Source organism: Rouxiella aceris (genome assembly GCF_012933545.1).
Lineage (GTDB): Bacteria > Pseudomonadota > Gammaproteobacteria > Enterobacterales > Enterobacteriaceae > Rouxiella > Rouxiella aceris.
On sequence record NZ_JAADJU010000002.1, the window covers coordinates 430,970 to 456,220 of the forward strand.

Annotated in this window: 22 protein-coding genes and 3 tRNA genes; 19 read left to right on the forward strand and 6 right to left on the reverse strand. The window is 50.7% G+C overall.

What is annotated here, in order from left to right:
* The first annotated feature begins 74 nt into the window (after window positions 1-74).
* The 17 genes from sucC to nadA all read left to right on the forward strand — a co-directional run bounded on the left by sucC (window position 75) and on the right by nadA (window position 14,145).
* A complete protein-coding gene (sucC, locus tag GW590_RS05530) occupies window positions 75-1,241 on the forward strand; it encodes an ADP-forming succinate--CoA ligase subunit beta (protein ID WP_169402005.1) in 1,167 nt (388 codons plus the stop codon).
* Complete coding sequence (gene sucD, locus GW590_RS05535) at window positions 1,241-2,113, forward strand: succinate--CoA ligase subunit alpha (RefSeq protein WP_169402006.1); 873 nt, start codon at window positions 1,241-1,243, stop codon at window positions 2,111-2,113. Before sucC ends, sucD begins: the two co-directional genes overlap by 1 nt.
* A gap of 716 nt (window positions 2,114-2,829) precedes the next feature.
* The gene (cydA, locus tag GW590_RS05540; RefSeq protein WP_169402007.1) at window positions 2,830-4,398 is read left to right on the forward strand and encodes a cytochrome ubiquinol oxidase subunit I; all 1,569 of its coding nucleotides are present in this window, start codon (window positions 2,830-2,832) and stop codon (window positions 4,396-4,398) included.
* A 14-nt stretch (window positions 4,399-4,412) separates the two neighbouring features.
* Complete coding sequence (gene cydB / locus GW590_RS05545; RefSeq protein WP_169402008.1) at window positions 4,413-5,552, forward strand: cytochrome d ubiquinol oxidase subunit II; 1,140 nt, start codon at window positions 4,413-4,415, stop codon at window positions 5,550-5,552.
* Between the two features lie 26 nt (window positions 5,553-5,578).
* On the forward strand, window positions 5,579-5,692 hold the full coding sequence (cydX, locus tag GW590_RS05550) for a cytochrome bd-I oxidase subunit CydX (protein WP_169402009.1): 114 nt from the start codon (window positions 5,579-5,581) through the stop codon (window positions 5,690-5,692).
* Window positions 5,692-5,985 (forward strand): cyd operon protein YbgE, encoded by a 294-nt coding sequence (gene ybgE, locus GW590_RS05555; RefSeq protein WP_169402010.1) that lies wholly within the window; start codon window positions 5,692-5,694, stop codon window positions 5,983-5,985. Before cydX ends, ybgE begins: the two co-directional genes overlap by 1 nt.
* A 136-nt stretch (window positions 5,986-6,121) precedes the next feature.
* Window positions 6,122-6,526 carry a tol-pal system-associated acyl-CoA thioesterase gene (ybgC, locus tag GW590_RS05560; protein ID WP_169402011.1) on the forward strand — a complete coding sequence of 135 codons (405 nt, stop codon included), beginning with the start codon at window positions 6,122-6,124 and terminating at the stop codon, window positions 6,524-6,526.
* On the forward strand, window positions 6,523-7,209 hold the full coding sequence (gene tolQ, locus GW590_RS05565; protein ID WP_169402012.1) for a Tol-Pal system protein TolQ: 687 nt from the start codon (window positions 6,523-6,525) through the stop codon (window positions 7,207-7,209). The genes ybgC and tolQ overlap by 4 nt, the downstream gene beginning before the upstream one ends.
* 11 nt (window positions 7,210-7,220) lie before the next feature.
* Window positions 7,221-7,649, forward strand: coding sequence for a colicin uptake protein TolR (gene tolR, locus GW590_RS05570; RefSeq protein WP_169402013.1), 429 nt, complete (start codon window positions 7,221-7,223; stop codon window positions 7,647-7,649).
* Window positions 7,650-7,789: 140 nt separating this feature from the next.
* On the forward strand, window positions 7,790-9,160 hold the full coding sequence (gene tolA / locus GW590_RS05575) for a cell envelope integrity protein TolA (protein WP_169402014.1): 1,371 nt from the start codon (window positions 7,790-7,792) through the stop codon (window positions 9,158-9,160).
* A gap of 382 nt (window positions 9,161-9,542) precedes the next feature.
* Complete coding sequence (gene tolB / locus GW590_RS05580) at window positions 9,543-10,835, forward strand: Tol-Pal system beta propeller repeat protein TolB (protein ID WP_169402015.1); 1,293 nt, start codon at window positions 9,543-9,545, stop codon at window positions 10,833-10,835.
* Window positions 10,836-10,881: 46 nt separating this feature from the next.
* Entirely contained in the window at window positions 10,882-11,385 is a 504-nt protein-coding gene (gene pal, locus GW590_RS05585; RefSeq protein ID WP_169402016.1) for a peptidoglycan-associated lipoprotein Pal, read from the forward strand.
* 9 nt (window positions 11,386-11,394) lie between these two features.
* Window positions 11,395-12,189 carry a cell division protein CpoB gene (gene cpoB, locus GW590_RS05590; RefSeq protein ID WP_169402017.1) on the forward strand — a complete coding sequence of 265 codons (795 nt, stop codon included), beginning with the start codon at window positions 11,395-11,397 and terminating at the stop codon, window positions 12,187-12,189.
* Between the two features lie 187 nt (window positions 12,190-12,376).
* A tRNA-Lys gene (locus tag GW590_RS05595) sits at window positions 12,377-12,452 on the forward strand.
* Between the two features lie 58 nt (window positions 12,453-12,510).
* Window positions 12,511-12,586: transfer RNA gene (locus GW590_RS05600), tRNA-Lys, on the forward strand.
* A gap of 57 nt (window positions 12,587-12,643) precedes the next feature.
* A tRNA-Lys gene (locus tag GW590_RS05605) sits at window positions 12,644-12,719 on the forward strand.
* 364 nt (window positions 12,720-13,083) lie between these two features.
* A complete protein-coding gene (nadA, locus tag GW590_RS05610; RefSeq protein WP_169402018.1) occupies window positions 13,084-14,145 on the forward strand; it encodes a quinolinate synthase NadA in 1,062 nt (353 codons plus the stop codon).
* A 37-nt stretch (window positions 14,146-14,182) separates the two neighbouring features.
* On the opposite strand, the gene zitB is transcribed toward nadA, so the two are convergent.
* From zitB to GW590_RS05630, 4 genes are all read right to left on the reverse strand, one after another.
* Window positions 14,183-15,133, reverse strand: a complete 951-nt coding sequence (gene zitB, locus GW590_RS05615) for a CDF family zinc transporter ZitB (RefSeq protein WP_169402019.1) — start codon at window positions 15,131-15,133, stop codon at window positions 14,183-14,185.
* 38 nt (window positions 15,134-15,171) lie between these two features.
* Window positions 15,172-18,381: an ATP-binding protein gene (locus GW590_RS05620; protein WP_169402020.1), complete on the reverse strand. Its 3,210-nt coding sequence runs from the start codon at window positions 18,379-18,381 to the stop codon at window positions 15,172-15,174.
* Window positions 18,378-18,998 carry a response regulator gene (locus GW590_RS05625; RefSeq protein WP_169402021.1) on the reverse strand — a complete coding sequence of 207 codons (621 nt, stop codon included), beginning with the start codon at window positions 18,996-18,998 and terminating at the stop codon, window positions 18,378-18,380. The genes GW590_RS05620 and GW590_RS05625 overlap by 4 nt, the downstream gene beginning before the upstream one ends.
* 142 nt (window positions 18,999-19,140) lie before the next feature.
* On the reverse strand, window positions 19,141-19,470 hold the full coding sequence (locus GW590_RS05630) for a protein YbgS (RefSeq protein ID WP_169402022.1): 330 nt from the start codon (window positions 19,468-19,470) through the stop codon (window positions 19,141-19,143).
* A gap of 420 nt (window positions 19,471-19,890) precedes the next feature.
* Between GW590_RS05630 and aroG the strand changes: the two genes are divergently transcribed.
* A complete protein-coding gene (gene aroG, locus GW590_RS05635) occupies window positions 19,891-20,943 on the forward strand; it encodes a 3-deoxy-7-phosphoheptulonate synthase AroG (protein ID WP_169402023.1) in 1,053 nt (350 codons plus the stop codon).
* Between the two features lie 315 nt (window positions 20,944-21,258).
* Here the strand turns inward: aroG and gpmA are convergent, their stop codons facing one another.
* Both gpmA and GW590_RS05645 read right to left on the reverse strand, forming a co-directional pair.
* A complete protein-coding gene (gene gpmA, locus GW590_RS05640; protein WP_169402024.1) occupies window positions 21,259-22,011 on the reverse strand; it encodes a 2,3-diphosphoglycerate-dependent phosphoglycerate mutase in 753 nt (250 codons plus the stop codon).
* A gap of 145 nt (window positions 22,012-22,156) precedes the next feature.
* On the reverse strand, window positions 22,157-22,492 hold the full coding sequence (locus tag GW590_RS05645) for a PsiF family protein (RefSeq protein ID WP_169402025.1): 336 nt from the start codon (window positions 22,490-22,492) through the stop codon (window positions 22,157-22,159).
* A 312-nt stretch (window positions 22,493-22,804) separates the two neighbouring features.
* Between GW590_RS05645 and GW590_RS05650 the strand changes: the two genes are divergently transcribed.
* Window positions 22,805-25,207 (forward strand): TonB-dependent receptor domain-containing protein, encoded by a 2,403-nt coding sequence (locus tag GW590_RS05650; RefSeq protein WP_169402026.1) that lies wholly within the window; start codon window positions 22,805-22,807, stop codon window positions 25,205-25,207.
* The last annotated feature ends 44 nt before the right edge of the window (window positions 25,208-25,251 follow it).

Consider the following 25,251-nt stretch of genomic DNA (forward strand, 5'->3'; position numbering starts at 1 on the left):
AGCGGATACATAACAATAAGTGCAGGGTAGTTATGGCTACCCTGCAACCTACTGAAATGGATGGATAGAACATCATGAACTTACATGAGTATCAGGCGAAACAGCTTTTCTTGCGCTATGGCCTTCCTGCCCCTACAGGTTTTGCTTGCTCCACCCCGCGTGAAGCGGAAGAGGCTGCATCGAAAATCGGTGCTGGTCCGTGGGTGGTAAAATGTCAGGTTCACGCTGGCGGTCGCGGTAAAGCGGGCGGCGTGAAAGTGGTGAAAAGCAAAGAAGAGATCCGTGCTTTTGCTGAAAACTGGCTGGGTAAACGTCTGGTGACCTATCAGACAGATGCCCATGGCCAACCGGTGAACCAAATTCTGGTAGAAGCGGCAACGGATATCGATAAAGAACTCTATCTCGGTGCCGTAGTCGATCGCAGTTCACGTCGCGTTGTCTTTATGGCGTCGACGGAAGGCGGTGTCGAGATCGAAAAAGTGGCGGAAGAAACGCCCCATCTGATCCACAAAGTCGCCCTTGACCCTTTAACCGGACCTCAGCCTTATCAGGGCCGTGAACTGGCATTTAAGCTGGGTCTGAGCGGCAAGCAGGTTGCACAGTTTACCAAGATCTTTATGGGTCTGGCGGCGATTTTCCTGGAGCGCGATTTGGCGCTGATTGAAATCAACCCGTTGGTGGTGACCCAGGCTGGCGATTTGATCTGCCTTGACGGCAAGCTGGGGGCCGACGGTAACGCCCTGTTCCGCCAACCGGAACTGCGTGAAATGCGTGACCATAGCCAGGAAGATGCCCGCGAATCGCAGGCGGCACAGTGGGAACTCAACTATGTTGCCCTCGATGGCAATATTGGCTGCATGGTGAACGGTGCCGGTCTGGCAATGGGTACCATGGATATCGTCAAATTGCACGGCGGTGAACCGGCCAACTTCCTTGACGTTGGCGGCGGTGCTACCAAAGAGCGCGTCACCGAAGCCTTTAAAATCATTCTCTCTGACGAAAAAGTCAAAGCCGTGTTCGTCAATATCTTCGGCGGTATTGTCCGCTGTGACCTGATTGCCGACGGTATTATCGGTGCCGTGGCGGAAGTTGGCGTCAGCGTACCGGTGGTCGTACGCCTTGAAGGGAACAATGCTGAACTGGGTGCCAAAAAATTGGCAGACAGCGGGTTGAACATCATTGCTGCAACCAGTCTGACCAATGCGGCAGAGCAAGTTGTTGCTGCCGTGGAGGGTAAATAATGTCGATTTTAATCAATAAGAATACAAAAGTTATCTGCCAGGGTTTTACCGGTAGCCAGGGCACTTTCCACTCCGAGCAGGCGATTGCCTATGGTACGCAAATGGTCGGTGGGGTAACGCCAGGCAAGGGCGGCACTGAACATCTGGGGCTGCCGGTATTTAATACCGTGCGTGAAGCGGTAGAAACCACCGGCGCGACCGCATCGGTGATCTACGTGCCGGCCCCTTTCTGTAAAGACTCGATCCTCGAAGCTATTGATGCGGGCATTAAACTGATTATCTGTATCACCGAAGGTATCCCGACGCTGGATATGCTGGTGGTCAAAATGAAGCTTGATCAAAGCGACGCACGCATGATTGGCCCCAACTGCCCGGGTGTTATCACCCCAGGCGAATGCAAAATTGGCATTATGCCCGGCCATATTCATCAGCCTGGCAAAGTGGGGATTGTTTCCCGTTCAGGCACCCTGACCTATGAAGCGGTAAAACAGACCACGGATTATGGTTTTGGTCAGTCAAGCTGTGTCGGTATTGGCGGCGACCCGATCCCGGGTTCAAACTTTATCGATATTCTGAAGCTGTTCCAGGAAGATCCACAAACAGAAGTGATTGTGATGATCGGCGAGATTGGCGGTAATGCAGAAGAAGAAGCTGCTGCCTATATCAAGGAACACGTTACCAAGCCGGTGGTCGGCTACATTGCCGGCGTGACTGCGCCTAAAGGCAAGCGTATGGGCCATGCCGGTGCCATCATTGCCGGTGGTAAAGGGACAGCGGATGAGAAGTTCGCAGCCCTCGAAGCGGCTGGTGTCAAGACGGTACGCAGCCTGGCAGATATTGGCAAGGCAGTAAAAGCTGTGCTGCCGCAGTAACTGTCAAGGGTGATAACCAGGCCATCTGCTTGCAGATGGCCTTTTTTTTAACTGAATATTGGCGAGCTTTATCTCGTTCTGAATTAGCGGCTTTGCACGAAATAGACTAGGCTTGATAATAAAATGAACTTTTTATGATCTATGTCAAGATGCGTGTTTTAAATATTTAAAACAGCGTTTTGAGGAAAATAATGCGGATATTTGGAACTTATATACTACATTTATTTAACAAGAGTAGATAAATAAAAAACAAACGATCTACCTGTTAACACTATCAGTTTTAATTTCCTGGATTTTTTATAAATACTCTGGAAATAAATGCAAGAAGGGCTTAAATTGCTCTGGATCAATTCACGCCATAAATGAAAGAAATAGCAGGAATTGATCTGTATACAGAAAATTGGCTTTGGCGCACAAAAAGGCCTATTTATTGTATGGAATTAGTAGCGTAATATTAGCCGAGTACTAAGAAAGATATTTATTATGAATGAAGTGGGTCTTTTGCCGCATCATTCCTCCTCCTTTTAAACCACAATCATCAAGACTGCGATCCTCAACGGGATCAACGTGTGAACAGGGGCGGTCAAAAAAGGGGGATTTATAAATAAATGATTTTAAAACAGCAGGTTAATTACTGGTAGTTGTGAGGCGTATTCAGGCTTGATACGTCAGAGAGTCGCAATTTGGAGTCTTCCTCCGAGGAGCAAGGGGTTAAGATGTTTGATATCGTTGAGCTGTCGCGTTTACAGTTTGCTTTAACTGCCATGTACCATTTTCTGTTTGTACCACTTACGCTGGGTATGGCGTTTTTGTTGGCAATAATGGAAACGGTTTATGTGCTTTCTGGCAAACAAATCTATAAGGATATGACCAAGTTCTGGGGCAAGTTGTTTGCAGTCAACTTTGCGCTGGGTGTGGCCACTGGCTTGACCATGGAATTCCAGTTCGGGACCAACTGGTCATATTTCTCACATTATGTCGGAGATATCTTTGGCGCGCCGTTAGCCATCGAAGGCTTAATGGCATTCTTCCTGGAATCAACGCTGGTTGGTTTGTTCTTCTTTGGCTGGGATCGCCTGACCAAAGTTCAGCATATGACCGTCACCTGGTTCGTTGCGCTGGGGTCTAACCTGTCAGCACTGTGGATCCTGGTGGCAAACGGCTGGATGCAAAACCCGGTGGCGTCTGATTTCAACTTCGAAACCATGCGTATGGAAATGGTCAGCTTCTCTGAGCTGGTGCTGAACCCGGTCGCACAGGTTAAATTTGTGCACACCGTGGCGGCAGGGTACGTGACTGGGGCAGTATTTATTCTGGCCATCAGCTCTTACTACCTGTTGAAAGGACGTGATATCGCTTTTGCCAAGCGTTCTTTTGCCATCGCTGCCAGTTTTGGTTTGGCTGCCACGCTGTCCGTTATCGTGTTGGGTGATGAATCTGGCTACGAAATGGGTGACGTACAAAAAACCAAACTTGCTGCTATTGAAGCCGAGTGGGATACCCAACCTGCACCTGCCAACTTTACGCTGATCGGACTGCCAAATCAGGACAAAATGGAGAATGAATATTCTCTGCAAATTCCTTATTTGCTGGGGCTGATTGCTACGCGTTCAGTCGATACACCAGTGACTGGCCTGCGCGACCTGATGGCACAGCACCAGGTACGTATCAGAAACGGTATCAAGGCTTACACCCTGTTGGAAGAATTGCGTTCGGGTAACACCGATCCGGCGGTTCGCAGCGATTTTGAGAAAACCAAACAGGATCTCGGCTATGGCATGTTGTTAAAACGCTATACCGAAAAAGTCAGCGATGCGACGGAAACCCAGATCCAGCAGGCAACCAAAGATTCCATTCCACGCGTTCTGCCGCTGTACTTTGCCTTCCGTATCATGGTCGCCTGTGGCTTCCTGATCCTGTTGATTATCGGTTTGTCCTTCTTTACCGTTATCCGCGGCAAAATTGGTCAAAAACGCTGGCTGCATCGCGCGGCGCTCTATTCTCTGCCATTACCCTGGATTGCAGTTGAAGCAGGCTGGTTTGTTGCCGAATATGGCCGTCAACCCTGGGCGATTGGTGAAATTCTGCCAACGGCAGTGGCCAACTCTTCATTGACTACCGGTGACGTGCTGTCCTCAATGATCCTGATCTGCGGACTCTATACGCTGTTCCTGGTGGCGGAAATGTTCCTGATGTTCAAGTTTGCGCGCCTGGGTCCAAGCAGTCTGAAAACCGGCCGTTATCATTTTGAACAACCAGCCGCTTCTGTACAGCATGCACGGTAATAGGGAGACCACTTATGTTTGACTATGAAGTATTAAGGTTCATCTGGTGGGCACTGATTGGTGTGCTGTTTATCGGCTTTGCGGTCACCGATGGATTTGATATGGGCGTCGGTATTCTGGTGCGCATTATCGGCAAAACGGATACCGATCGTCGTGTGATGATCAACGCCATCGCCCCGCACTGGGATGGCAACCAGGTGTGGCTGATCACCGCCGGCGGCGCGCTGTTTGCCGCTTGGCCAATGGTTTATGCTGCCGCCTTCTCAGGCTTTTATGCGGCGATGATCCTGGTGCTGTGCGCCTTGTTCTTCCGTCCGCTGGGCTTTGATTACCGTGCCAAAGTTGACGACAAACGTTGGCGTGGCATGTGGGACTGGGGCATCTTTATCGGTAGCTTTGTACCGGCGGTCGTCTTCGGTGTGGCCTTTGGTAACCTGTTACAGGGTGTGCCTTTCCATATCGATGAATACCTGCGCCTGTTCTACACCGGCAATCTGCTGCAACTGTTGAACCCGTTCGGTTTACTGGCTGGTATTGTCAGTCTGACCATGCTGGTTACCCAGGGGGCGACCTATCTGCAGATGCGTACTACCGGTGAGCTGCACCTGCGCACCCGTACCGCTTCACAGATCTCTGCCCTGGTGATGATGGTTTGCTTCCTGCTCGCCGGTATCTGGCTGGTGAAAGGGATTGACGGTTATGTGGTGACTTCTGCCATTAACACTGCCGCCGAGTCGAATCCACTGCGTAAAACTGTTGCTCATCAGGCGGGTGCCTGGCTGCTCAACTTTAACCGCATGCCGATTCTGTGGGCTATTCCGGCATTGGGTGTGATCCTGCCTTTATTGACCATTTTGTTCTCAAAAATCAATAAAGGGGCATTGGCATTTGTCACTTCATCGTTGACCATTGCCTGTGTGATCCTGACCACCGGTGTGACCATGTTCCCGTTTGTGATGCCGTCTATCACTAATCCGAATGCCAGTCTGACCATGTGGGATGCGACCTCCAGTCCATTAACCCTTAAAGTGATGACTGTGGTTGCCTGCATCTTTGTGCCGATCATTCTGATCTACACCAGCTGGGCTTATTACAAGATGTTTGGACGTCTCGACAAGACTTACATCGAAAACAACAAGCATTCTTTGTACTAAATTCAATGATAACGGGAGCCTAAACCATGTGGTACTTTGCCTGGATACTTGGAACTCTTCTGGCTTGCTCTGTGGGCATTATCACCGCCCTGGCGCTGGAACACAGTGAAGAAAGCAAAGCAGCAGAAGATGTAAAATAATGAGTGTGATAGCGGATAAGTTCTACGCTATTACTGATAAGGGCCCCTTGCGGGCCCTTTCATTAGTACTGGCACTGGTGATGGCCGGGTGTGTTTTTTGGCATCCGGCAAAATTTGCCTCGCAAACCAGCAACCTCGCTGTATGGCAAGGTATTGTGCTGATTTGGGCGGTGTGCAGCGGGATTGTCCACGGACTGGGGTTTCGCCCTGCGTCTTCCCTGTGGAAAACCCTGTTTTCACCCCTGCTGGCCGCGGTCATTCTGCTTGTCGGGTTGGTATATTTTTTTACATGATTTACAAAAACCTGACATTGCCATTTCTATGGGCCGTTCTGGCCCATAATTATTTTCAATCAAGACTCGCTACCCATTCCAAACCTTAAATCACTTGCGTATAGTAGTGCCGTCAAATTGCAATACGGGATGTAGAGTGAGTAATTCGTTGTTCCGATGGCCTGTTCGTGTCTTTCTTGAAGACACAGATGCAGGTGGCGTGGTTTACCATGCCCGTTACGTCGCCTTTTTTGAAAGGGCTCGCACAGAAATGTTGCGCCAACGCAATATTCACCAGCGTAAGCTGCTGGAAGAAAATATCTCTTTTGTGGTTCGCCGTATGACGGTTGAGTATCTGTCACCCGCACGCCTTGACGACTTGCTGGATGTTCAGACTGAGATAACCGCTATTCGGGGGGCCTCTCTTACCTTTGCACAACGAATTCTTGATTCGCGTGGAAACCTTCTGAGTTTTGCAGAAGTGTTAATTGCATGCATCGATCCACATCAAATGAAGCCACGAGCGCTTCCTAAGTCTATTGTCGCGGAGTTTAAGCAGTGACTGACATGAACATTTTGGATTTATTTTTAAAGGCCAGCATTCTGGTCAAGCTGATCATGCTTGTCTTGGTCTGTTTCTCAATTGCTTCCTGGGCGATTATCATTCAGCGAACGAAGGTCTTGAATGCGGCAACCCGTGAAGCTGAAGCCTTTGAAGATAAATTTTGGTCTGGTATTGAGCTGTCTCGTTTATATCAGGAAAGTCAGGGACGTCGTGACAGCCTGACGGGTACCGAACAGATTTTTCATTCCGGCTTTAAAGAGTTTGCCCGTTTGCACCGTGCCAATAGCCATGCGCCGGAGTCGGTCATTGAAGGCTCCTCCCGTGCCATGCGTATCTCTTTCAACCGTGAGCTGGAAACCCTGGAAACACACATCCCGTTCCTCGGCACCGTAGGGTCTATTAGCCCGTATATCGGTCTGTTTGGTACGGTTTGGGGGATCATGCACGCCTTTATCGGTTTGGGTGCTGTTAAACAAGCTACGTTGCAAATGGTGGCACCGGGTATCGCCGAAGCACTGATTGCCACGGCAATCGGTTTGTTTGCGGCTATCCCTGCGGTTATGGCTTACAACCGCCTGAATCAGCGCGTTAACAAACTCGAACAAAATTACGATAACTTCATGGAAGAGTTCACGGCTATCCTGCACCGTCAGGCTTTCTCTCGCGAAAGTAGCAATTAAGGGAGGACAGCATGGCTCGAGTACGAGGTCGTCATCGTCGCGAACTGAAGTCTGAGATTAATATCGTTCCGCTGCTTGATGTGTTGTTGGTTCTGTTGCTGATCTTTATGGCTACGGCGCCCATTATCACGCAAAGCGTAGAAGTCGATTTGCCAGACGCGACTGACTCTAAAAGTGTATCCGCGGATGATAACCCCCCGGTTATTATTGAAGTGGCTGGCGTAGGCCAATACACCATTGTTGTTGACCATCAGAGAATGGAACAACTGCCGGAGCAGCAGGTTGTTGCGGAAGCAACAAAACGTATACAGGCTAATCCGAAGACCGTATTCCTGATCGGTGGGGCGAAACAAGTGCCCTATGATGAGATTATCAAGGCGCTGAATTTGCTGCATCAGGCCGGTGTGAAATCTGTAGGTTTGATGACACAACCGATCTGATCCTTGGGCAGTGGGTAACGTTTATTTTAAACCTGGTTCGTGGACGTGAAGTAATAGCACTCTCTGACAATATGATAAGTACAGAAGAGGGCAGACGTGTGCGGACCAGGCTTTAGCAATCCTGTGTTGGGAAATCTATTTTGGTAAAGGCAACTGCAACTGAACAAAACGATAAGCTCAAACGCGCCGTTATTGTTTCGGTCGTTCTGCATATCATATTGATAGCCCTGTTGATTTGGGGTTCTCTTGAAGAGGACACCAGTATGAGCGGCGGCGGCGGTGGTACCAGTATTGATGCCGTGATGGTGGATTCCGGTGCCGTGGTTGATCAATACAACCGCGAGCAGCAGCAACAGGCAGATTCACAACGTGCTGCACAATCGCGTCAGAAAAAAGCTGAACAACAGGCCGAAGAACTGCAAGAGAAGCAAGCTGAACAACAGCAGCAGCAAAAAGAGCTGGAGAAAGAGCGTTTAGAAGCCCAGCAGGCTGCGCAACAGCAAAAAGCCGAACAGCAAAAACAGGCTGAAGAGCAGCAGAAGCAGGCGGCAGAGCAACAAAAACAGGCCGCTGAGCAGCAAAAACAAGCAGCAGAACAGCAAAAGCAGGCAGCCGAGCAACAAAAACAAGCTGCCGAGCAGAAACAGGCAGCAGATGCCGCGGCGAAAGCCAAAGAGCAGCAGAAACAAGCGGCTGATGCGGCTGCCAAAGCGAAAGCCGAAGCGGATAAAGCCGTGAAGGCCCAGGCCGATGCTCAGAAAAAAGCCGAAGCTGAAGCCAAGAAAGAAGCAGAAGCTACTGCCGCCGCTGCCGCTGCCGCAGCGAAGAAACAGGCGCAGGCCGAAGCCAAGAAGGCGGCTGAGGCAGCTGAAGCTGCAAAAGAAAAAGCGACGGCAGACGCTGAGAAAAAGGCGGCTGCACAAGAAGCCAAAGAAGCCGCTGCTGAAGCGAAAGCCGAAGCTGCCAAGGCTGCTGCCGAGGCGAAAGCTGCGGCAGCCAAAGAAGCCGCCGATGCTAAAGCCGCGGAAGCCAAGGCAGCCGCAGCCAAAGCCGCGGGTGAAGCCAAAGCCGCAGCGGCCAAGGCAGCCGGCGAGGCCAAGAAGAAAGCCGCCGCAGCGGCAGCTAAAGAGTCTTCTGATGTTGATGATTTGTTTGGCGGTCTGGCTTCTTCCAAAAATGCGCCTAAAGGTGGCGGTGGTGCTCCGGCAGGCCAGGGAAGCAGTAAGAAAAGTGGCGCATCTGGCGCAGATATTTCCAACTATGCAGGTCAGGTACAGGCTGCTATACAGAGCCGATTCTATGACTACCAGTCATATATCGGTAAGACCTGTACGCTACGCATTAAATTGGCACCAGATGGCACGCTGATAAATATTCAGTCCGAGGGTGGCGATCCTGCTCTCTGTCAGGCCGCGATGGCTGCAGCGAAACAGGCGCGTATCCCGAAACCGCCAACAACAGCAGTTTATGATGTGTTTAAGAATGCACCGCTAGACTTTAAACCTCAGTGAGTCGTCTTGGATAAGTAGGGTAGGCAAGGGGTGTTTGCAGGTCGCGGGAATATGAATAACGACGCCTGCGACCACCCTGACTATGGACAAGATGATAAAAAGGTCGAAAATATCAATTTTTAGGATATTTTCCATAGCTTATCTGGTGTTTATATAGTTTTGTGTGCATTGGTTTGTTAAAATTCTGCTAATTTATCGCGGGAAGAATTAGCCGGTCAGAAGTCGTGTTCCGCAGGTGTCAGAACAAGTTAAAATAGCGGTCAGTCGCGCTTTCCCCACGCGGAAAATGGGAATAGTCTGTGCGGCTGCTTTGCCTTTTGTGAAGGCTTCTTGCGGGGCTTAAGATTTCTTTTTGGCTCAGAGTCCAGATAAGGGAGATACAATGAAACAGGCAATTCGAGTAGCGTTCGGCCTTTTGATGATGTGGGCTTCGGTGTTGCATGCGGAAGTTCGCATCGAGATTACCCAGGGGGTGGATTCCGCTCGCCCGATCGCCGTGGTGCCTTTTAAATGGGCCGGTCCGGGGACTCCTCCGCAAGATATTGGTAGCATCGTTGCTGCCGACTTGCGAAACAGTGGTAAATTTAACCCGATTGATGCTGCGCGTATGCCGCAACAACCGAGTACCGCAGCAGAAGTCACCGCTTCTGCGTGGAGTGCACTGGGTGTTAACGACGTTATTGTCGGACAGATCCAGCCAGGCGCTGACGGTGGCTATCTGGTAAATTACCAGTTGGTTGATACTTCTGGTGCTACAGGTGCAGTTCTGGCTCAGAACCAATATAAAATCACCAAAGAATGGCTGCGTTATGCCGGCCATACCGCCAGTGATGAAGTATTTGAAAAACTGACCGGTATTAAAGGTGCCTTCCGTACGCGTATTGCCTATGTGGTGCAAACCAACGGCGGCAGCTTCAAATATGAACTGCGCGTAGCGGATTATGATGGCTACAATCAATTTGTGGTGCATCGTTCACCTGAGCCACTGATGTCCCCGGCCTGGGCGCCAGACGGCAGCAAGCTGGCCTATGTGAGTTTTGAAAGCGGACGTTCTGCGCTGGTTGTGCAAACGTTGGCCAATGGCGCTATCAGACAGATCGCTGACTTCCCGCGTCACAACGGGGCACCAGCCTTTTCTCCGGATGGCACCAAACTGGCGATGGCATTGTCTAAATCAGGCAGCCTGAACCTGTATGTTATGAATTTATCATCTGGCCAAATCAGCCCGGTGACTGATGGACGCAGTAACAGTACTGAACCGACTTGGTATCCAGACAGCCAGAACCTGGCGTTTACCTCGGATCAGGGCGGACGTCCTCAGTTGTATAAAGTGAATATTAATGGCGGTGCGCCTCAGCGTCTGACGTGGGAAGGTTCTCAGAACCAGAACTCAGATGTTAGCTCCGATGGGAAATTCATTGTAATGGTTAGCTCAAATAGCGGCAGCCAACACATCGCCAAACAAGATCTGGAAACGGGAGCCGTTCAAGTATTAACGGACACGTTCCTGGATGAAACGCCTAGTCTCGCACCAAACGGCACCATGGTTATCTATAGTTCCTCTCAAGGGCTAGGTAAGGTGCTGCAGTTGGTTTCGACTGATGGGCGGTTCAAAGCGCGTCTTCCGGCTACCGATGGTCAGGTCTCATTTCCTGCCTGGTCGCCGTACCTGTGATGCATGTGTAAATATGTATGGCAAATTATAAAAAAGGATCAAAGAGATGCAACTTAATAAAGTGCTAAAAGGGCTGCTGCTGGCTGTGCCTGTACTGGCAATCGCTGCTTGTAGTTCACACAAAAGCGCAGACAATGGCCAATCTGGCATGGGCGCTAGCACTGGTACTGAAAGCGGCAACATGTCTTCAGAAGAACAAGCTCGTCTGCAGATGCAACAACTGCAGAAGAACAACATCGTTTACTTTGGCTTAGACAAATACGATGTTTCTTCTGAATACGCTCAGATGCTGGATGCACACGCTGCATTCCTGCGTAGCAACCCGTCATACAAAGTGACTGTTGAAGGTAACGCCGATGAACGTGGCACACCTGAATACAACATCGCGTTGGGTGAACGTCGTGCTAACGCAGTTAAAATGTATCTGCAGGGTAAAGGCGTTTCTGCTGACCAAGTCTCTATCGTTTCTTACGGTAAAGAAAAACCAGCTGTACTGGGTCATGACGAAGCGGCTTACTCCAAAAACCGTCGTGCCGTACTGGTATACTAAGAGAATCGCATGAGCGGTAACTTCAGACATCACTTGTTGAGTCTGTCGTTATTGGTTGGCGTAGCGGCCCCCTGGGCCGCTACTGCCTCGGCGCCAATCAGTAATGTCGGCTCAGGCTCGGTAGAAGATCGAGTCACCACCCTTGAACGTATTTCTAACGGTCAAGGCCAGCTATTAACTCAACTTCAGCAACAACTCTCTGACAATCAACGTGATATTGACAGTCTTCGTGGGCAAATCCAGGAAAACCAATACCAGTTGAGCCAGATTACCGATCGTCAAAAGCAAATCTACCAACAGATGGATACGTTAAGTAGCCAGGGTTCTGCTGGTGCGAATGCCGCAGCTGCAGGTGCCGCAGCAGGCGCTTCCGCTGCTGATGCCGGTTCTGCTGCCCAGGCACCCGCCAACGCTGCGCCGGCGAGCACGGGTGACGAGAATACCGATTACAATGCCGCAGCTTCACTGGCATTGGATAAGAAAGATTTCGATCAGGCCATTTCTGCATTCCAGGCCTTTATCAAGCAGTATCCAAAATCGACTTACCTGCCTAATGCCAATTATTGGTTAGGCCAGTTGTATTACAACAAGGGTAAGAAAGATGATGCGGCATATTTTTATGCAGTAGTGGTGAAAAATTTCCCGAAATCACCGAAAAGCCCAGACGCCATGTTTAAGGTTGGGGTGATCATGCAGGAGAAGGGCCAGAGCGATAAAGCAAAAGCCGTGTTCCAGCAGGTCGTTAAACAGTACCCAAATACTGAATCCGCCAAGCTTGCGCAAAAACGTTTGTCTGCAGAATAGTTTGTTATTCAGGCCCGAAAAGTGAGCATTTTGCCTACTTTTCGGGCCTGAGTGCTTGAAGAACAAGCAGTCAGGTCATAATCCTTAAATTTAAGTTGCACTGCCGAGATATATTAGTAATATATGCCGCCGTTGCCCAGACAACTTGTAACAGGTTACCGCGGCAAGCATTTTAGGCAGAAACAGTGGGTCGTTAGCTCAGTTGGTAGAGCAGTTGACTTTTAATCAATTGGTCGCAGGTTCGAATCCCGCACGACCCACCACTGTTTAGTATGAAGAACGTTTTTAGTAAGACAGTAAAGCAGTAAGACAGTAAACAGAGGGTCGTTAGCTCAGTTGGTAGAGCAGTTGACTTTTAATCAATTGGTCGCAGGTTCGAATCCCGCACGACCCACCACTGTTTAGTATCGAGAACGTTTTAGTAAGGCAGCAAAGCAGCAAGACAGTAAACAGAGGGTCGTTAGCTCAGTTGGTAGAGCAGTTGACTTTTAATCAATTGGTCGCAGGTTCGAATCCCGCACGACCCACCACTGTTTAAGTCGCAAGGCATAATATTCTGTAGCAGGTTAGCGTGAAGAGATACCGCTCACACCTCAACAGTTTAAGACATTGATAAAAGCGCCTGATGGCGTTTTTTGCGTTTTAAGGGGCGAGAAAATATTTTTCGTCGGAGCCAGGTGTACCATCCCCCTCCTTCTCCTTGCTATGCCCTGTCCCATCCTCCATTCCTTTGTTAAATTTTAAGTCACTTAAACAAATTTCCTCATAAGAGCAAAATTACAGCGACTTTTCTCCGATATCAGAGTATTTTGTTTAGCATACAAAACAAACGGCCCGCTAAAGGCTGACCCTGCTTCCAAGCCTGATGTTGACGGCGTGATGAGATGATGAGTAATGAGCGATATCCTGGACCTGAACGCGGCGGTTTATCCTTTCCCTCCCAAACCGGCCTGCTTAAACGACACTGAGAAACACTTTTATAAAGAAAAAATTAAAAGGTTACTTAAAGAGCGTGATGCGGTAATGGTGGCTCATTACTATACCGACCCCGAAATCCAGGCGCTGGCGGAGGAAACCGGAGGCTGTGTCGCCGATTCCCTGGAGATGGCCCGCTTTGGCAGCCAACACTCGGCCTCGACCCTGCTGGTCGCCGGGGTACGCTTTATGGGCGAAACCGCCAAAATTCTCAGTCCGGAAAAAACCGTATTGATGCCGACGCTGCACGCCGAATGCTCGTTGGATTTAGGCTGCCCCGAACAGGCCTTCTCTGATTTTTGCGATAGTCACCCCGATCGCACTGTGGTGGTTTATGCCAATACTTCAGCGGCGGTGAAAGCCCGTGCCGATTGGGTGGTCACCTCAAGTATCGCCGTCGAACTGATTGAGCATCTGGATAGTCTGGGTGAGAAAATTATCTGGGCACCGGATCGCCACCTCGGTAATTATGTGCGTAAACAGACCGGAGCCGACATTCTCTGCTGGCAGGGCGCCTGTATCGTCCATGACGAGTTTAAAACCCAGGCGTTGACCCGCATGAAAGCCTTGTACCCCGATGCGGCTGTGCTGGTGCACCCAGAGTCGCCACAGGCCATCGTCGAAATGGCAGATGCTGTGGGCTCCACCAGTCAACTGATCCAGGCCGCCAGAACGTTGCCAAACAACAGACTGATTGTGGCCACCGATCGCGGTATTTTTTATAAAATGCAACAGGCCTGTCCCGACAAAGAGCTGTTTGCCGCGCCAACCGCCGGTGAAGGTGCCAGTTGCCGCACCTGTGCCCATTGTCCGTGGATGGCAATGAATGGACTGAAAGCCATTGCTGATGGATTGGAGCAGGGTGGAAGCCAGCATGCAGTCGAAGTGGAGGAAAGCTTGCGACTTAAATCGCTGATCCCGTTAAACCGTATGCTGGATTTTGCCGCTGGCCTGAAATTACGCGTTCAGGGCAATGCCTGACCGAGAAACCATGGGCCCTGGCGGGCCCATGATGAGGTTAATGCGAGTGATTGTGGTGATGATGATGGGCGTGGCCCGTCTCGCTGGTCAGCCCTTCGTTAAGATTACAGTCGGGCATTTCGCAGGTTCCGTACTCCATCTGGATGGTGGCATGGCCGATGCGGTACTTTTCTCGCAGGTAGTGTTGCATTCTGGCTAACAGCGCGTCGTGGTCGTGCGGGGGGATCACCTGAGTATGCAGGGTCATCAGGCGTTGCTCACCGATTTGCCAGACGTGAACATGATGTACACTGCGCACCTCCGGGATCGCCAGCGATAGATCTTTGCGCAGCTTGTCGATATCAATTTCCTGCGGCGTACCTTCCAGCAGTTCATGAAAACTTTCCCGCAGCAGACCCCAGGCATTGCGCAGTACCAGACAGGAAACCACTACCGATAAAATAGGGTCAATTGGCGTCCAGCCAGTTTTCATAATCACCAGCGCAGCCACTACCGCCCCGACCGAACCCAGCAAATCACCCATCACATGCAATGCTGCCGCCCGCACATTAATATTCTCTTTTTCTTCCCCCTGATGCAGTAACCAAAAAGCCAGCAGATTGGCGAACAGCCCGGCGATAGCCACCGCCAACATAGTGCCGCCCAGCACTGGTTCAGGGGTCATAAAGCGGCGAATGGCTTGCCAGAGGATCAATATCACTATCAGTAATAGCGCCGAGGCATTAACAAAGGCGGCCATGGTGGTCAGACGCAAATAGCCAAAGGTATGGCGGGCGTTGGCTTTACGCCGTGCAAAACGCACCGCCAGCAACGCCATCAACAGCGCTGCGGCATCCGTCAGCATATGACCGGCATCGGCCAGCAGGGCCAGCGAGCCGGAGATAAAGCCGCCAAGCACTTCGGCCACCATAAAGATCAGGGTCACCAAAAAAGCCAACAGTAAACGGCGGCTATTTCTATCCTCAGGTAAAAGAGACTGGGCTGTCATGTTGTTCCTTATTGTTGAGCGCCAGAGGACGCGGCGGATCAATGTGTTGCGGCAGCGGCTGCTGCGCGCAGGATATGCAATTTGCGCAGCAGATCCTGTAATGGATTGATAACCTTATTATAGGCTTGTTCCGTTATCTTGCCTTGCTGACACTGGACGATAAGCTGCTGGCAGCGCGCCGCCTGTTCTGCTTCACCCAGTATCAGCAAGCTGCCTTTAATGCGATGCACCGCTTTGCCCATCGCCGCGCTATCCCGCTTCTGATAGGCCTGTAGCAAACGCTGCCCGTCTTCGCTCAGCGTTTGCTCAAGGGTATCCAGCAGGCGTTTCACCAACCGGGGATCCTGATTTCCGCGCTCTTTGATGGCGCTGTCCAGCGACGCCAAATCTTGCTGCTGCTGTTGTTGTACCCGCGTCAAAATATCTTCAATGGCCGCCAACGCAATGGGCTTGGTGACAAAATCCTGCACTTTCAGCGGGGTGACCGGCAAACGGGTAAACTCCTGAACATCGGCCGAACACAGGGCAATATGACACGGCTGACGACCCAGTTGCTGCTCCTGACGTCGGATCAGGCGGCTAAGGGTGACGCCATCGGGGTGTGGCATATTGTAGTCGATAAATAACAGGTCAAAGGGCGACAAATAATGCGCCTGCAAAAAGGTTCTGCCACTTTCAAACACCTCGGCATGAATGCCGCAGATCAGCAACTGACGCTGAATAAGCAGTAGATTGGTAGGGTGATCGTCAATGGCGGCAACCCGCAATGGAAAGCCTGGTTTTTCTTGTTGTCCTTGAGGTTCAAGCGCTGGCGCCGCTTCGGCGATGGCTCCTGGCGGCAGGCGGGGCGCCGGCAGAGTGACGGTCACCCGGGTGCCGACACCGAGGGTAGAGGTCAGCGTGATGGTGCCAGACATTGTCTCGACAATCTCTTTGCAGACCGATAGACCCAGTCCGCTGCCTTGTACTGAAATGCGCTGCGCCCCGGCGGCGCGATAAAAAGGCTGAAACAGCTTGTCCTGCTCCGGCAAGGCGATACCGCTGCCGCTATCGACCACGTCAATGCGCAGTACGCCGTCTGGCGTATCCGCTGCTTGCCAGTTGAGCGTCACGCTAATGGTACCGGCAGAGGTAAACTTGATGGCATTACCAATCAGATTATTCATAATCTGCATCAGGCGGTCGCTGTCGATGACAATCGCCTCTGGCAATGGACCTGCACGTTCTAGCCTGAAGGTGATAGGGCGCTGACCAATCAACGGGATAAAGAGTTTTTCCAGCTGATTTAGCCACGGATCCAGCAGCAACGGGCGAGGTGACAGGGTTAACGTGCCGCTGTCGAGGCGTGCATAGTCCTGTAGGTCGTTAAGCAGATTCATTAATGACGACGCCGAACTGTAAACCAACGGAATATTCTCCCCGACGCGAGGCGAGGTTTTTAGCTCCAGCTCCAACAGCCCAAGAATAGCATGCATGGGAGTGCGCAGCTCATGGCTGATGGTGGCCAGAAAACGGCTCTTGGCGTGGTTGGCCTGCTCTGCTACCTGACGGGCGATCTCCAGCCGTTGGCGCTCATGTTTGTCTTTGCGCTGCAGATAGAGGCGACGCGCCAGAATAATCAGCAGTACGGCTACCGCCACCGCCAACAGGATCAGCAACCCGGTCATCTGCGGCTGCATGCGATTATCGTTGACCGCATCAATCAGATTACGACGATCGCTTAGCCATTCATCACGTAGTGATTGCAAGGTCTGGGCCGGGATCTGTTGCAGATTCTTATCAAGGATACTCAACAACAGGGGTTGGTTTTTATCGACGCCAAAGGCGATAGGATAAGAAATATTATTGGCGGCAAACGCCAGCTTGATCACCCCGGCATAGCGCGACAGGGCAGTGAAATTGGCGGTGACGATATTGTCGACCAGCGCGTCGATCTGGCCTTGAGCCAGCGCGTCATACAGTGCCGGACTGTCATTGAAGATCCTCACCTCCTGATCCGCCGGGATTAGCGCCCCTGCCAGATCGCCACGCACCACCCCTATGCGTTTGGCATGCAGATCCTGCCAGGTGGAGATATTGCCGCTGGCTTGCGCGACATACACACCCCACAGTGAACGATGAAAAGGCATACTGCTTTCATACTGCTGCCGGGTCTGCTGGTAGAGCGGCAATACCGCGCGAAATAGTGCCTTTCCCTGGCTGACGTCGCGGTCGGACTGTTCGGCATTCGCCGACCACACCGGCGTAAAACGCAGCCCACTGTTTTGCGCAATTATATTTAAAATATCGATGGCATAACCGTGCGCCTGACCGTCTGAGCCGCGATAAACAAAGGGATAATCATTGTCCATTGCTGCAAAGCTGACCACCGGATTCTGTTTTACCCACTGACTCTCCATCGGGGTCAAGGCTGCATTGCCGGTATCGAGATAACTGGGGATCGGTTTGTTCCAGCGCCCCTGTAGCTGGTTCATCACCTCCATCGGGGTGCCGCTCAGTGTTTGATTGAGCATAGTTAACAGCGGTTGATCTCGGCTGGCGAAGATAAACGATAAATTACCGAAATTGAGCGCTGTCTCTACCTGATAAATTTGCCCCAGTTGCAGCTGGTCAATAATAAAACTGGCGCTGGCTTCATCGACAATCATATAGTCGCTTTTGCCATTCAATAGCGAGTAGATCGCCTGCAGGTTATTATCAAACGACTGAATATGTTGGCTTAGTTGGTTAATTCTGTGGTAGGCCTGCATGCCGGTCATCTTGCTGATAGCAATCTCTGCCGCAGGGGAATTGACCATGATTTGGCGGCTGTTCTGCCGACTGCGCAGCACGCGCAATGGGCTGACATAATAGGCTTTGCTGGCCCAGATGCCCGGCGGCAGCGGGTTGTCAGGCATGCCATACAGCAGGTCAATTTGCCCCTGTTGCAATGCCTGTAACAGGGCATCACTGGAGTCATAGCCGCTGAGCATAAAGCGTATACCGGTCACCTGTTGCACATAGTTCAGGTAATCGGCATTCAGCCCGTAATAATCACTATCGATAATAATATTGTAAGGGCTGCTGTTATCGCTAAGGATACCAACGCGCAGAGTTTTGCCGCGCCAGGGATTGGCGACGCCGTTAAGCAACAGATCGGTTGGCAACGTCAGGTTGCTGACCAGATGATAAGGGACCGCGGGAGAGGCCAGGCAATAACTGGCGACCCAGACGCCAATTACCATAATAAGCAGCTTAAGCCATTTCATAAATGCTGCAGTTCTTTATAAACCGCCGCCAATTCAAACAAATTATTAGCGCCGGTTTTACGCAGGATATTTTTCTTGTGGGTACTGACGGTTTTATTGCTGATGGTCAACATCTCGGCAATTTGCAGATTGGAATGTCCCTGCGCCAGCAAGCCGATAATCTGTAACTCTTTCGGCGTGAGCGGCGAAGTGATGCCATCACTCTCGCTTCCGTCATCGCTGTCTGTCGCTAACCAGGCGGGGAAGTATTTGCCGCCCTGGCTTAGCACTTCAAAGGCTTTTACCAGTTCTTGCATCGGCTGGCCTTTATTAATAAAGCCACTGGCTCCTGCAGCCAACGCCAAACGCGCGTAGACCTCTTCTTCCTGGGCGGTATAAATCAGTACCGGTTGCGCCGGATAGTGGCGTAGCAGCCGTTTGAGCAACTGTAAGCCATCAACCTGGGGCAGGCCGATATCAAGAATAACCAATTGATAGGCACAGCGTGACATATGAGCCATGGCCTCGATGTCATCAGCCGCACTGTCGAGGACCCAGTCGCGGTCAGCGCGTTGTAACGCGGCGGCGATCGCCACTTCAACTAAAGGATGGTCATCGACTAACAGTAGCCTTGGCATAGTCAGCTCAGTGCAAAGAAAGAGCTTTAGAATAACTTAAGCCTGGACGGTTGCAAATGGCGCTATTGACCAGAAACGGCGGGGAAATCGTCAAAAGGTGGCAGGGAGTCGGCACTCCCTGCCAGATCAGAACGGCATAAAATCAGTTGCCGGTTTCGGCAGATTGTTTACTTCCCGGAGTTTGATTCGGGCAGCGACCATCTTTACAGATAGCAATTTTATGGTCGGTATTTTTACTGGTCTTTTTATGCATTTTGGTCGTTTTGTGGTGTTTGGATGTTGCCGTGTTGGTATCGGAGGTATTGATTTTGCTGTTATCAACCGAATTGGGGGCAATTTTCTGAATCGACCCTGCGCCACCGCTTTCGTTGGCATTGCCGTTGTTGGAACCGGCATCAGTACCTTCTGCTAATGCAACACCACTACTCAAGGCTAAACCTGTGGCAAGAAGTATCATCGCGAGCTTGTTCATAATCCTCATCTCCATCTTGGGGTATTTGTCATTGCATCGTCTAAATAATCAGAAACGCAAAATGTTTAGATTTATTAATCAATATCGACAATATAAACGTATTTAAAACTACGCTTGAGGGCAATTTTTATCTTGGGATTAGCAAACGAAATGCAAGTTAACATTATGAAAAATATATTTTTCATAACCAGTTATTTGCAAGCTGATACACAGGCTGTCGGCAGCTTGTCCATCGTAAGTAAACCATTTAAGCTTGTTAATGTTTGCTTATGTAAAAGCTTAGCTTATGATTGCAGCTTCGCAATAAGATAAATGCCCGATAATCGCAGAAAGCGGATTTACAGCAGTACGCAATACGGCTAGATTGGACGCGCTTAGAATAGAGATCCGTCCTTTTATGAAATACCCAATGGAACAGTTATGAATTATCAAAACGACGATTTACGTATCAAAGACATCAAGGAACTTTTGCCGCCAGTAGCTTTGTTGGAACGATTTCCCGCGACGGATAAAGCCGCGAAGACCGTCTCCCAGGCGCGCAACGCTATCCATAAGATATTGAAAGGTAATGATGATCGTCTGTTGGTGATAATTGGTCCCTGCTCTATTAATGATCCGAAAGCGGCAAAAGAGTACGCCTCACGCCTGCTGACTCTGCGCGAAGAGCTGCGCGGTGAGCTGGAAGTGGTGATGCGTGTCTACTTTGAAAAACCGCGTACGACAGTGGGCTGGAAAGGGCTGATTAACGATCCGCAAATGAACAACAGCTACCAGATTAATGATGGGCTGCGCATTGCGCGTAAATTGTTGCTGGATATTAATGACAGCGGCTTACCGGCTGCGGGCGAATTTCTCGATATGATCACCCCGCAATATCTGGCCGATCTGATGAGCTGGGGCGCTATTGGCGCACGTACTACCGAATCTCAGGTTCACCGTGAACTGGCTTCCGGTTTGTCTTGCCCGGTGGGCTTTAAAAATGGCACCGATGGCACGATCAAAGTCGCTATCGACGCCATCAATGCTGCCGGTGCGCCGCATTGCTTCCTGTCGGTAACCAAATGGGGCCATTCCGCGATTGTCAACACCAGCGGCAACGGTGACTGCCATATCATTTTGCGCGGTGGCAAACAGCCAAACTACAGCGCGCAAGATGTGAAAGAAGTAAAAGAAGGCCTGAAAAAAGGCGGCCTGCCTGCACAAATCATGATTGATTTCAGTCATGCCAATAGCAGTAAACAGTTTAAGAAACAGATGGAAGTCTGTGAAGATGTCTGTGGTCAGTTGGCCCAGGGCGAGCAGGCGATTATCGGCGTGATGGTCGAGAGCCATCTGGTGGAAGGCAGCCAGAGTCTGGATACCGGTGAACCATTGACCTATGGTCAGAGTGTGACCGATGCCTGTATTGGCTGGGAAGACACCGAGATCCTGCTACGTAATCTGGCGCAGGCGGTCAAACAGCGTCGCGGTTAATTCCTGCGCCCCGTCAGGTTACCTGTTGTAGCTAAAGGGTAATCCTCACCGCGTATTGCGAGATAGCGTAATTCTCTCGCACAGCAAAGTCCTGGCCGCAAGGTTGGGACTTTGTCGTTATAGAGGCCGGGGAAATGATATATTAACTGCCTGGTTTAATTTATTGCGTAACTGTCGTTTCGCTGTAGCAAATAATGCAATCTATTTAAACGCCCGCCCAACTAAAATAATAAATTCGGACGTCAGCATAAAAAAAGCCGGCTGCCCAAAGGCAAGCCGGCATTCTGGCGATCCTCAGCCCGCAGGCCGTGGCAATTACTTCGCTTTACCCTGGTTGGCAACTGCAGCCGCTTTTGCCGCGATTTCGTCGGCATTACCCAGGTAGTAGTGTTTAATAGGTTTGAATTGTTCATCAAACTCATACACCAGTGGAACACCGGTCGGGATATTCAGCTCAAGAATTTCGTCTTCGCTCAAGTTATCCAGGTATTTAACCAGCGCACGCAGTGAGTTGCCGTGAGCGGCAACGATAACGCGCTCGCCGCTTTCAATGCGTGGTTTAATCACTTCAGTCCAGTAAGGAATAACGCGATCGATGGTCAGCGCCAGGCTCTCGGTGCATGGCAATTCTTCAGGACGCAATTTTGCATAACGCGGGTCGTGGCCCGGGAAACGCTCATCATCTTTGGTCAGTTCTGGTGGAGTAACGGCAAAACCGCGACGCCATTGTTTTACTTGTTCGTCACCGTATTTCTGCGCGGTTTCAGCTTTATCCAGACCCTGCAACGCACCGTAGTGACGTTCGTTCAGTTTCCAGGATTTTTCTACCGGCAACCACGGTTGATCCAGTTCGTCCAGAATATTCCAGAGCGTGTGGATGGCACGTTTCAGCACAGAGGTATAAGCGAAATCAAAATGGAAGCCTTCATCTTTCAGCAGTTGACCTGCTTGTTTGGCTTCAGTGCGACCTTTGTCTGACAGCTCGACGTCTTTCCAACCAGTAAAACGGTTTTCTTTATTCCACTCACTTTCGCCGTGTCTTACAAGAACCAGCTTGGTTACAGCCATAGCTAAACTCCTCAATTTACTGAAATTCCAATGATAACGGTTATCATTATATGTCCTGAGCCCCTGATACGGCAATCATTAAACGAAATGCACAGTCAGAGTCTTCTGCCTGTGCGTGGTGGTATTGCATTTTCGTCACAATAAATTAAGCGGCTTTTTTCAGACACTGACTCATAAAAGTGGTGCGCGCATCGCCTTTCAGATTCTTTTTGCTTGCGTCGGCATTACAGCTTTTCATCTTGCTTTGCTGCGTTGACATGGCTTTGTCCGGGGTTTTACTTTCGGCTTTCAGGCAGTGGCTCATAAAGGTTTTACGTTCATCACCTTTGAGATTTTGCGTGGTTGCCTGTTGATTGCAATCGGTCATTTTTTGACGTTGTGCCGCCTGTGCCGGGGAGGGCGCTTTTGCGGTCTCGGCCGCCAGTACATTCCCGCCGAGACAAAGTGTAGCAACTAAAGATAACAGAACAGCTAAACGCATAGTTCACTCCTTTCCTTGATGACGCCCTGATTGCCAGGACACTCTGTAAGCGTAGATGCCCCGCTCGGTTTTGCCGGAAAATCCCCGTTTCATGCCGGGTTAACTCACAAAATTTCCGCCATCATCGCCATTTTTTTATAACGCGGAGGATACAATTGCACATTGACACGAATGATTATGATAATTATTATCATTTTCATTACAAAATATTGCGTCATTAAATCCTGATTAATAACAGGGTGTTGTTTCATTTGCTATTTGGTTAACAATTGCTGAGCAAAATAATAATCCTATTATTTTAAGGTTTTTTTTATGTCTACACACAAAGGAACGCGCCCGCTCAACAGCCTTCTTTGCTTAAGTTTGATTGCCAGTTCAATTCTCAATGCCGTTGCTGCAGAAAATAGCAGTGCCATTCCGCCGCTGGTGGCCAAAGGGGCGTCGCACGATAAAACGCCGCCAGCTGCAGCTAAAAAGAGTGAAACTGGCGAAGAGATGACGGTATTGTCACCCAAGGTCGAGAAAAAAGCCGGTACTGCCACCCATATCAGCGCGGCGGATATGCAACGCAGCGGCGGCAACGATTTTGGTACTATTATGCGCTACCAGCCTTTGGTGTCTGCCCCCCATTCTGCCGGTGGTTCCTCGGCAGGCAAAAGCGGCTTTGATCGCAGCGGCTATAGCAGCTACAACATTCGCGGTATGGAAGGTAATCGGGTCGGTATTGATGTTGATGGCATCCCGCTGCCCAATGCTACCGGTCGTAGTTATGTTGGCCGTACCGGTCTGGGAACCTTTGGTATCGGTCGCGATTACCTCGACCCTTATATGTATGAGGGTATAGATATTCAATCCGGCACCACGGCGGCGGATAACGCCAATAGCTCGATTGGCGGATCGGTCTCCTTCCAGCCAAAATCTGCCGACAACTATTTGTCGCCCAACAAACACCACTACTTTGGTTATCAAAGCGACTATGACTCTGCCAACCGCAACTGGCATAACGGCCTGACGGTGGCAGGAGGCGATGAAATCCTGCGCGGGATCTTTGTGCTCAGCCAGCGTAATGGTCAGCAAACGCGTAATAATAGCGGCAGCGTCAGCGCATTTCCCGCTAACTGGCATTCGACGGCGCTATTGAGCAGCGCTATCTGGCAGCCAAACGATGAACATCAGTTTACGGCGAGCGCCGACTATTACGACAAAACCCTGAACAGTCGTCTCGATACCTGGAATACCGCTGGCAGCGCCGTGCTTGGCAATGCGCAACAGCAAAGCGATACCCGCCGCTGGAGCCTGAGTCTGAAAGATCGCTGGACGCCGAGCAATTTCAGCGCCATCGATCAACTGGATACCCGCGTTTATATGCAAAACGCGCAAGCCCACGACGATACCTATATGCCGACCACCTCGGCGGGTGATTACCAGAGCGTCAAGTCTGACTACAATACCCGCACTTACGGTTTTGAAACGCGGGCAGCGAAAGAGTGGGGGATCCATCATTTCAGCGCCGGTCTTAATGGTAAACAAATCAATACCCAGCGTCCTTTCAGCCAGGATCCGCCATCGTCTGTTTACACGGTGATTATGCAACCGGAAGCCAATAGCCGCAGCTATCAGCTGGGCGGGTTTGTGCAGGACAAGATGACCTGGGATGTTGGCGGCCACGACCTCTCGCTGGTGCCGGCATTACGGGCGGTGTATCAACACACCAAAGCCAGCAATTTTGACAGCCTGTCCAGCGGAGCCCTTAGCGCAGATGAGGCGGCGGCCCTGTATGGCGGTAGCAATAGCGATACGCAGATCCTGCCATCCTTAAGCTTGTTGTACGATCTGTCACCAACGCTGACCGCTTATCTGCAATATAAGCGCGGCGCGCAATTCCCGGATGCCAGTAATCTGTATGGCACCTGGAACCTGGGATCCACCTATGCCGGGACGCAGCAGTATGCGTTGATCGGCAATAACGATCTGAAAACCGAAACCAGCAACTCCTTCGAGATGGGACTGAAAGGGGAAGCGACGCCGGGTGTTACCTTTAGCGGGTCAGTGTTCTACACCAGTTATAAAAACTTTATTGCCTATAACCGCTATACGCGCAGTGCCAATCCTGACATTTTTGGCAATATACCGGGCAATATTTATATCGCCTATCAAGCCGCCAATCGCGATCGTGCCTATATTTATGGCGGAGAGTTGACCAGCAAAATCAACTACGGTACCTGGTATCAGCAACTGAATGGGCTGAGCACCACCGTTGCTGTGGGTTATAACCAGGGGAAATCGAAATCCAGCTACAGCGGGGATAAATACGTCGACCTCGACAGCGTTGCGCCTATGAAGTTAGTGATTGGCATGGCCTGGGACGATCCTTCGCAGGTCTATGGTACGGCCATCACCACCACCTTCCAGCGCGGCAAGCGGGCCGAGGCCACCAATCGAGAGACCTATAGTAACAATGGCAGCGCGCTGACCGACGCCACCAATACCTATATGCGTATTCCCGGCTATGGTCTGGTGGATTTGACCGCTTACTATCGGGTGACGCCGACGGTTAAAATCAGCGGCGGGATCTACAATCTGACCGATCGTAAATATTGGGATTATCTCAGCAGCCGTGATATTGAAAATACCACCAATCAGGACAAGCAAAATCAGGCGCTGGCCGTGGAGCCAGGCAGAAGCTTCCAGTTGGGGGTAAATGTTGATTTTTGATGGCGGACAGGACCGACAAGCTGGTTAAGTGACCTAAACAGGCC

Coding starts and splice junctions, on each gene's coding strand:
- tolR (WP_169402013.1), top strand. CDS start 7,221: ATGGCTCGAGTACGAGGTCGTCATCGTCGCGAACTGAAGTCTGAGATT.
- GW590_RS05620 (WP_169402020.1), bottom strand. CDS start 18,381: ATGAAATGGCTTAAGCTGCTTATTATGGTAATTGGCGTCTGGGTCGCC.
- cydX (WP_169402009.1), top strand. CDS start 5,579: ATGTGGTACTTTGCCTGGATACTTGGAACTCTTCTGGCTTGCTCTGTG.
- GW590_RS05630 (WP_169402022.1), bottom strand. CDS start 19,470: ATGAACAAGCTCGCGATGATACTTCTTGCCACAGGTTTAGCCTTGAGT.
- pal (WP_169402016.1), top strand. CDS start 10,882: ATGCAACTTAATAAAGTGCTAAAAGGGCTGCTGCTGGCTGTGCCTGTA.
- cpoB (WP_169402017.1), top strand. CDS start 11,395: ATGAGCGGTAACTTCAGACATCACTTGTTGAGTCTGTCGTTATTGGTT.
- cydA (WP_169402007.1), top strand. CDS start 2,830: ATGTTTGATATCGTTGAGCTGTCGCGTTTACAGTTTGCTTTAACTGCC.
- sucC (WP_169402005.1), top strand. CDS start 75: ATGAACTTACATGAGTATCAGGCGAAACAGCTTTTCTTGCGCTATGGC.
- GW590_RS05650 (WP_169402026.1), top strand. CDS start 22,805: ATGTCTACACACAAAGGAACGCGCCCGCTCAACAGCCTTCTTTGCTTA.
- GW590_RS05625 (WP_169402021.1), bottom strand. CDS start 18,998: ATGCCAAGGCTACTGTTAGTCGATGACCATCCTTTAGTTGAAGTGGCG.
- aroG (WP_169402023.1), top strand. CDS start 19,891: ATGAATTATCAAAACGACGATTTACGTATCAAAGACATCAAGGAACTT.
- sucD (WP_169402006.1), top strand. CDS start 1,241: ATGTCGATTTTAATCAATAAGAATACAAAAGTTATCTGCCAGGGTTTT.
- gpmA (WP_169402024.1), bottom strand. CDS start 22,011: ATGGCTGTAACCAAGCTGGTTCTTGTAAGACACGGCGAAAGTGAGTGG.
- zitB (WP_169402019.1), bottom strand. CDS start 15,133: ATGACAGCCCAGTCTCTTTTACCTGAGGATAGAAATAGCCGCCGTTTA.
- GW590_RS05645 (WP_169402025.1), bottom strand. CDS start 22,492: ATGCGTTTAGCTGTTCTGTTATCTTTAGTTGCTACACTTTGTCTCGGC.
- cydB (WP_169402008.1), top strand. CDS start 4,413: ATGTTTGACTATGAAGTATTAAGGTTCATCTGGTGGGCACTGATTGGT.
- ybgE (WP_169402010.1), top strand. CDS start 5,692: ATGAGTGTGATAGCGGATAAGTTCTACGCTATTACTGATAAGGGCCCC.
- tolB (WP_169402015.1), top strand. CDS start 9,543: ATGAAACAGGCAATTCGAGTAGCGTTCGGCCTTTTGATGATGTGGGCT.
- nadA (WP_169402018.1), top strand. CDS start 13,084: ATGAGCGATATCCTGGACCTGAACGCGGCGGTTTATCCTTTCCCTCCC.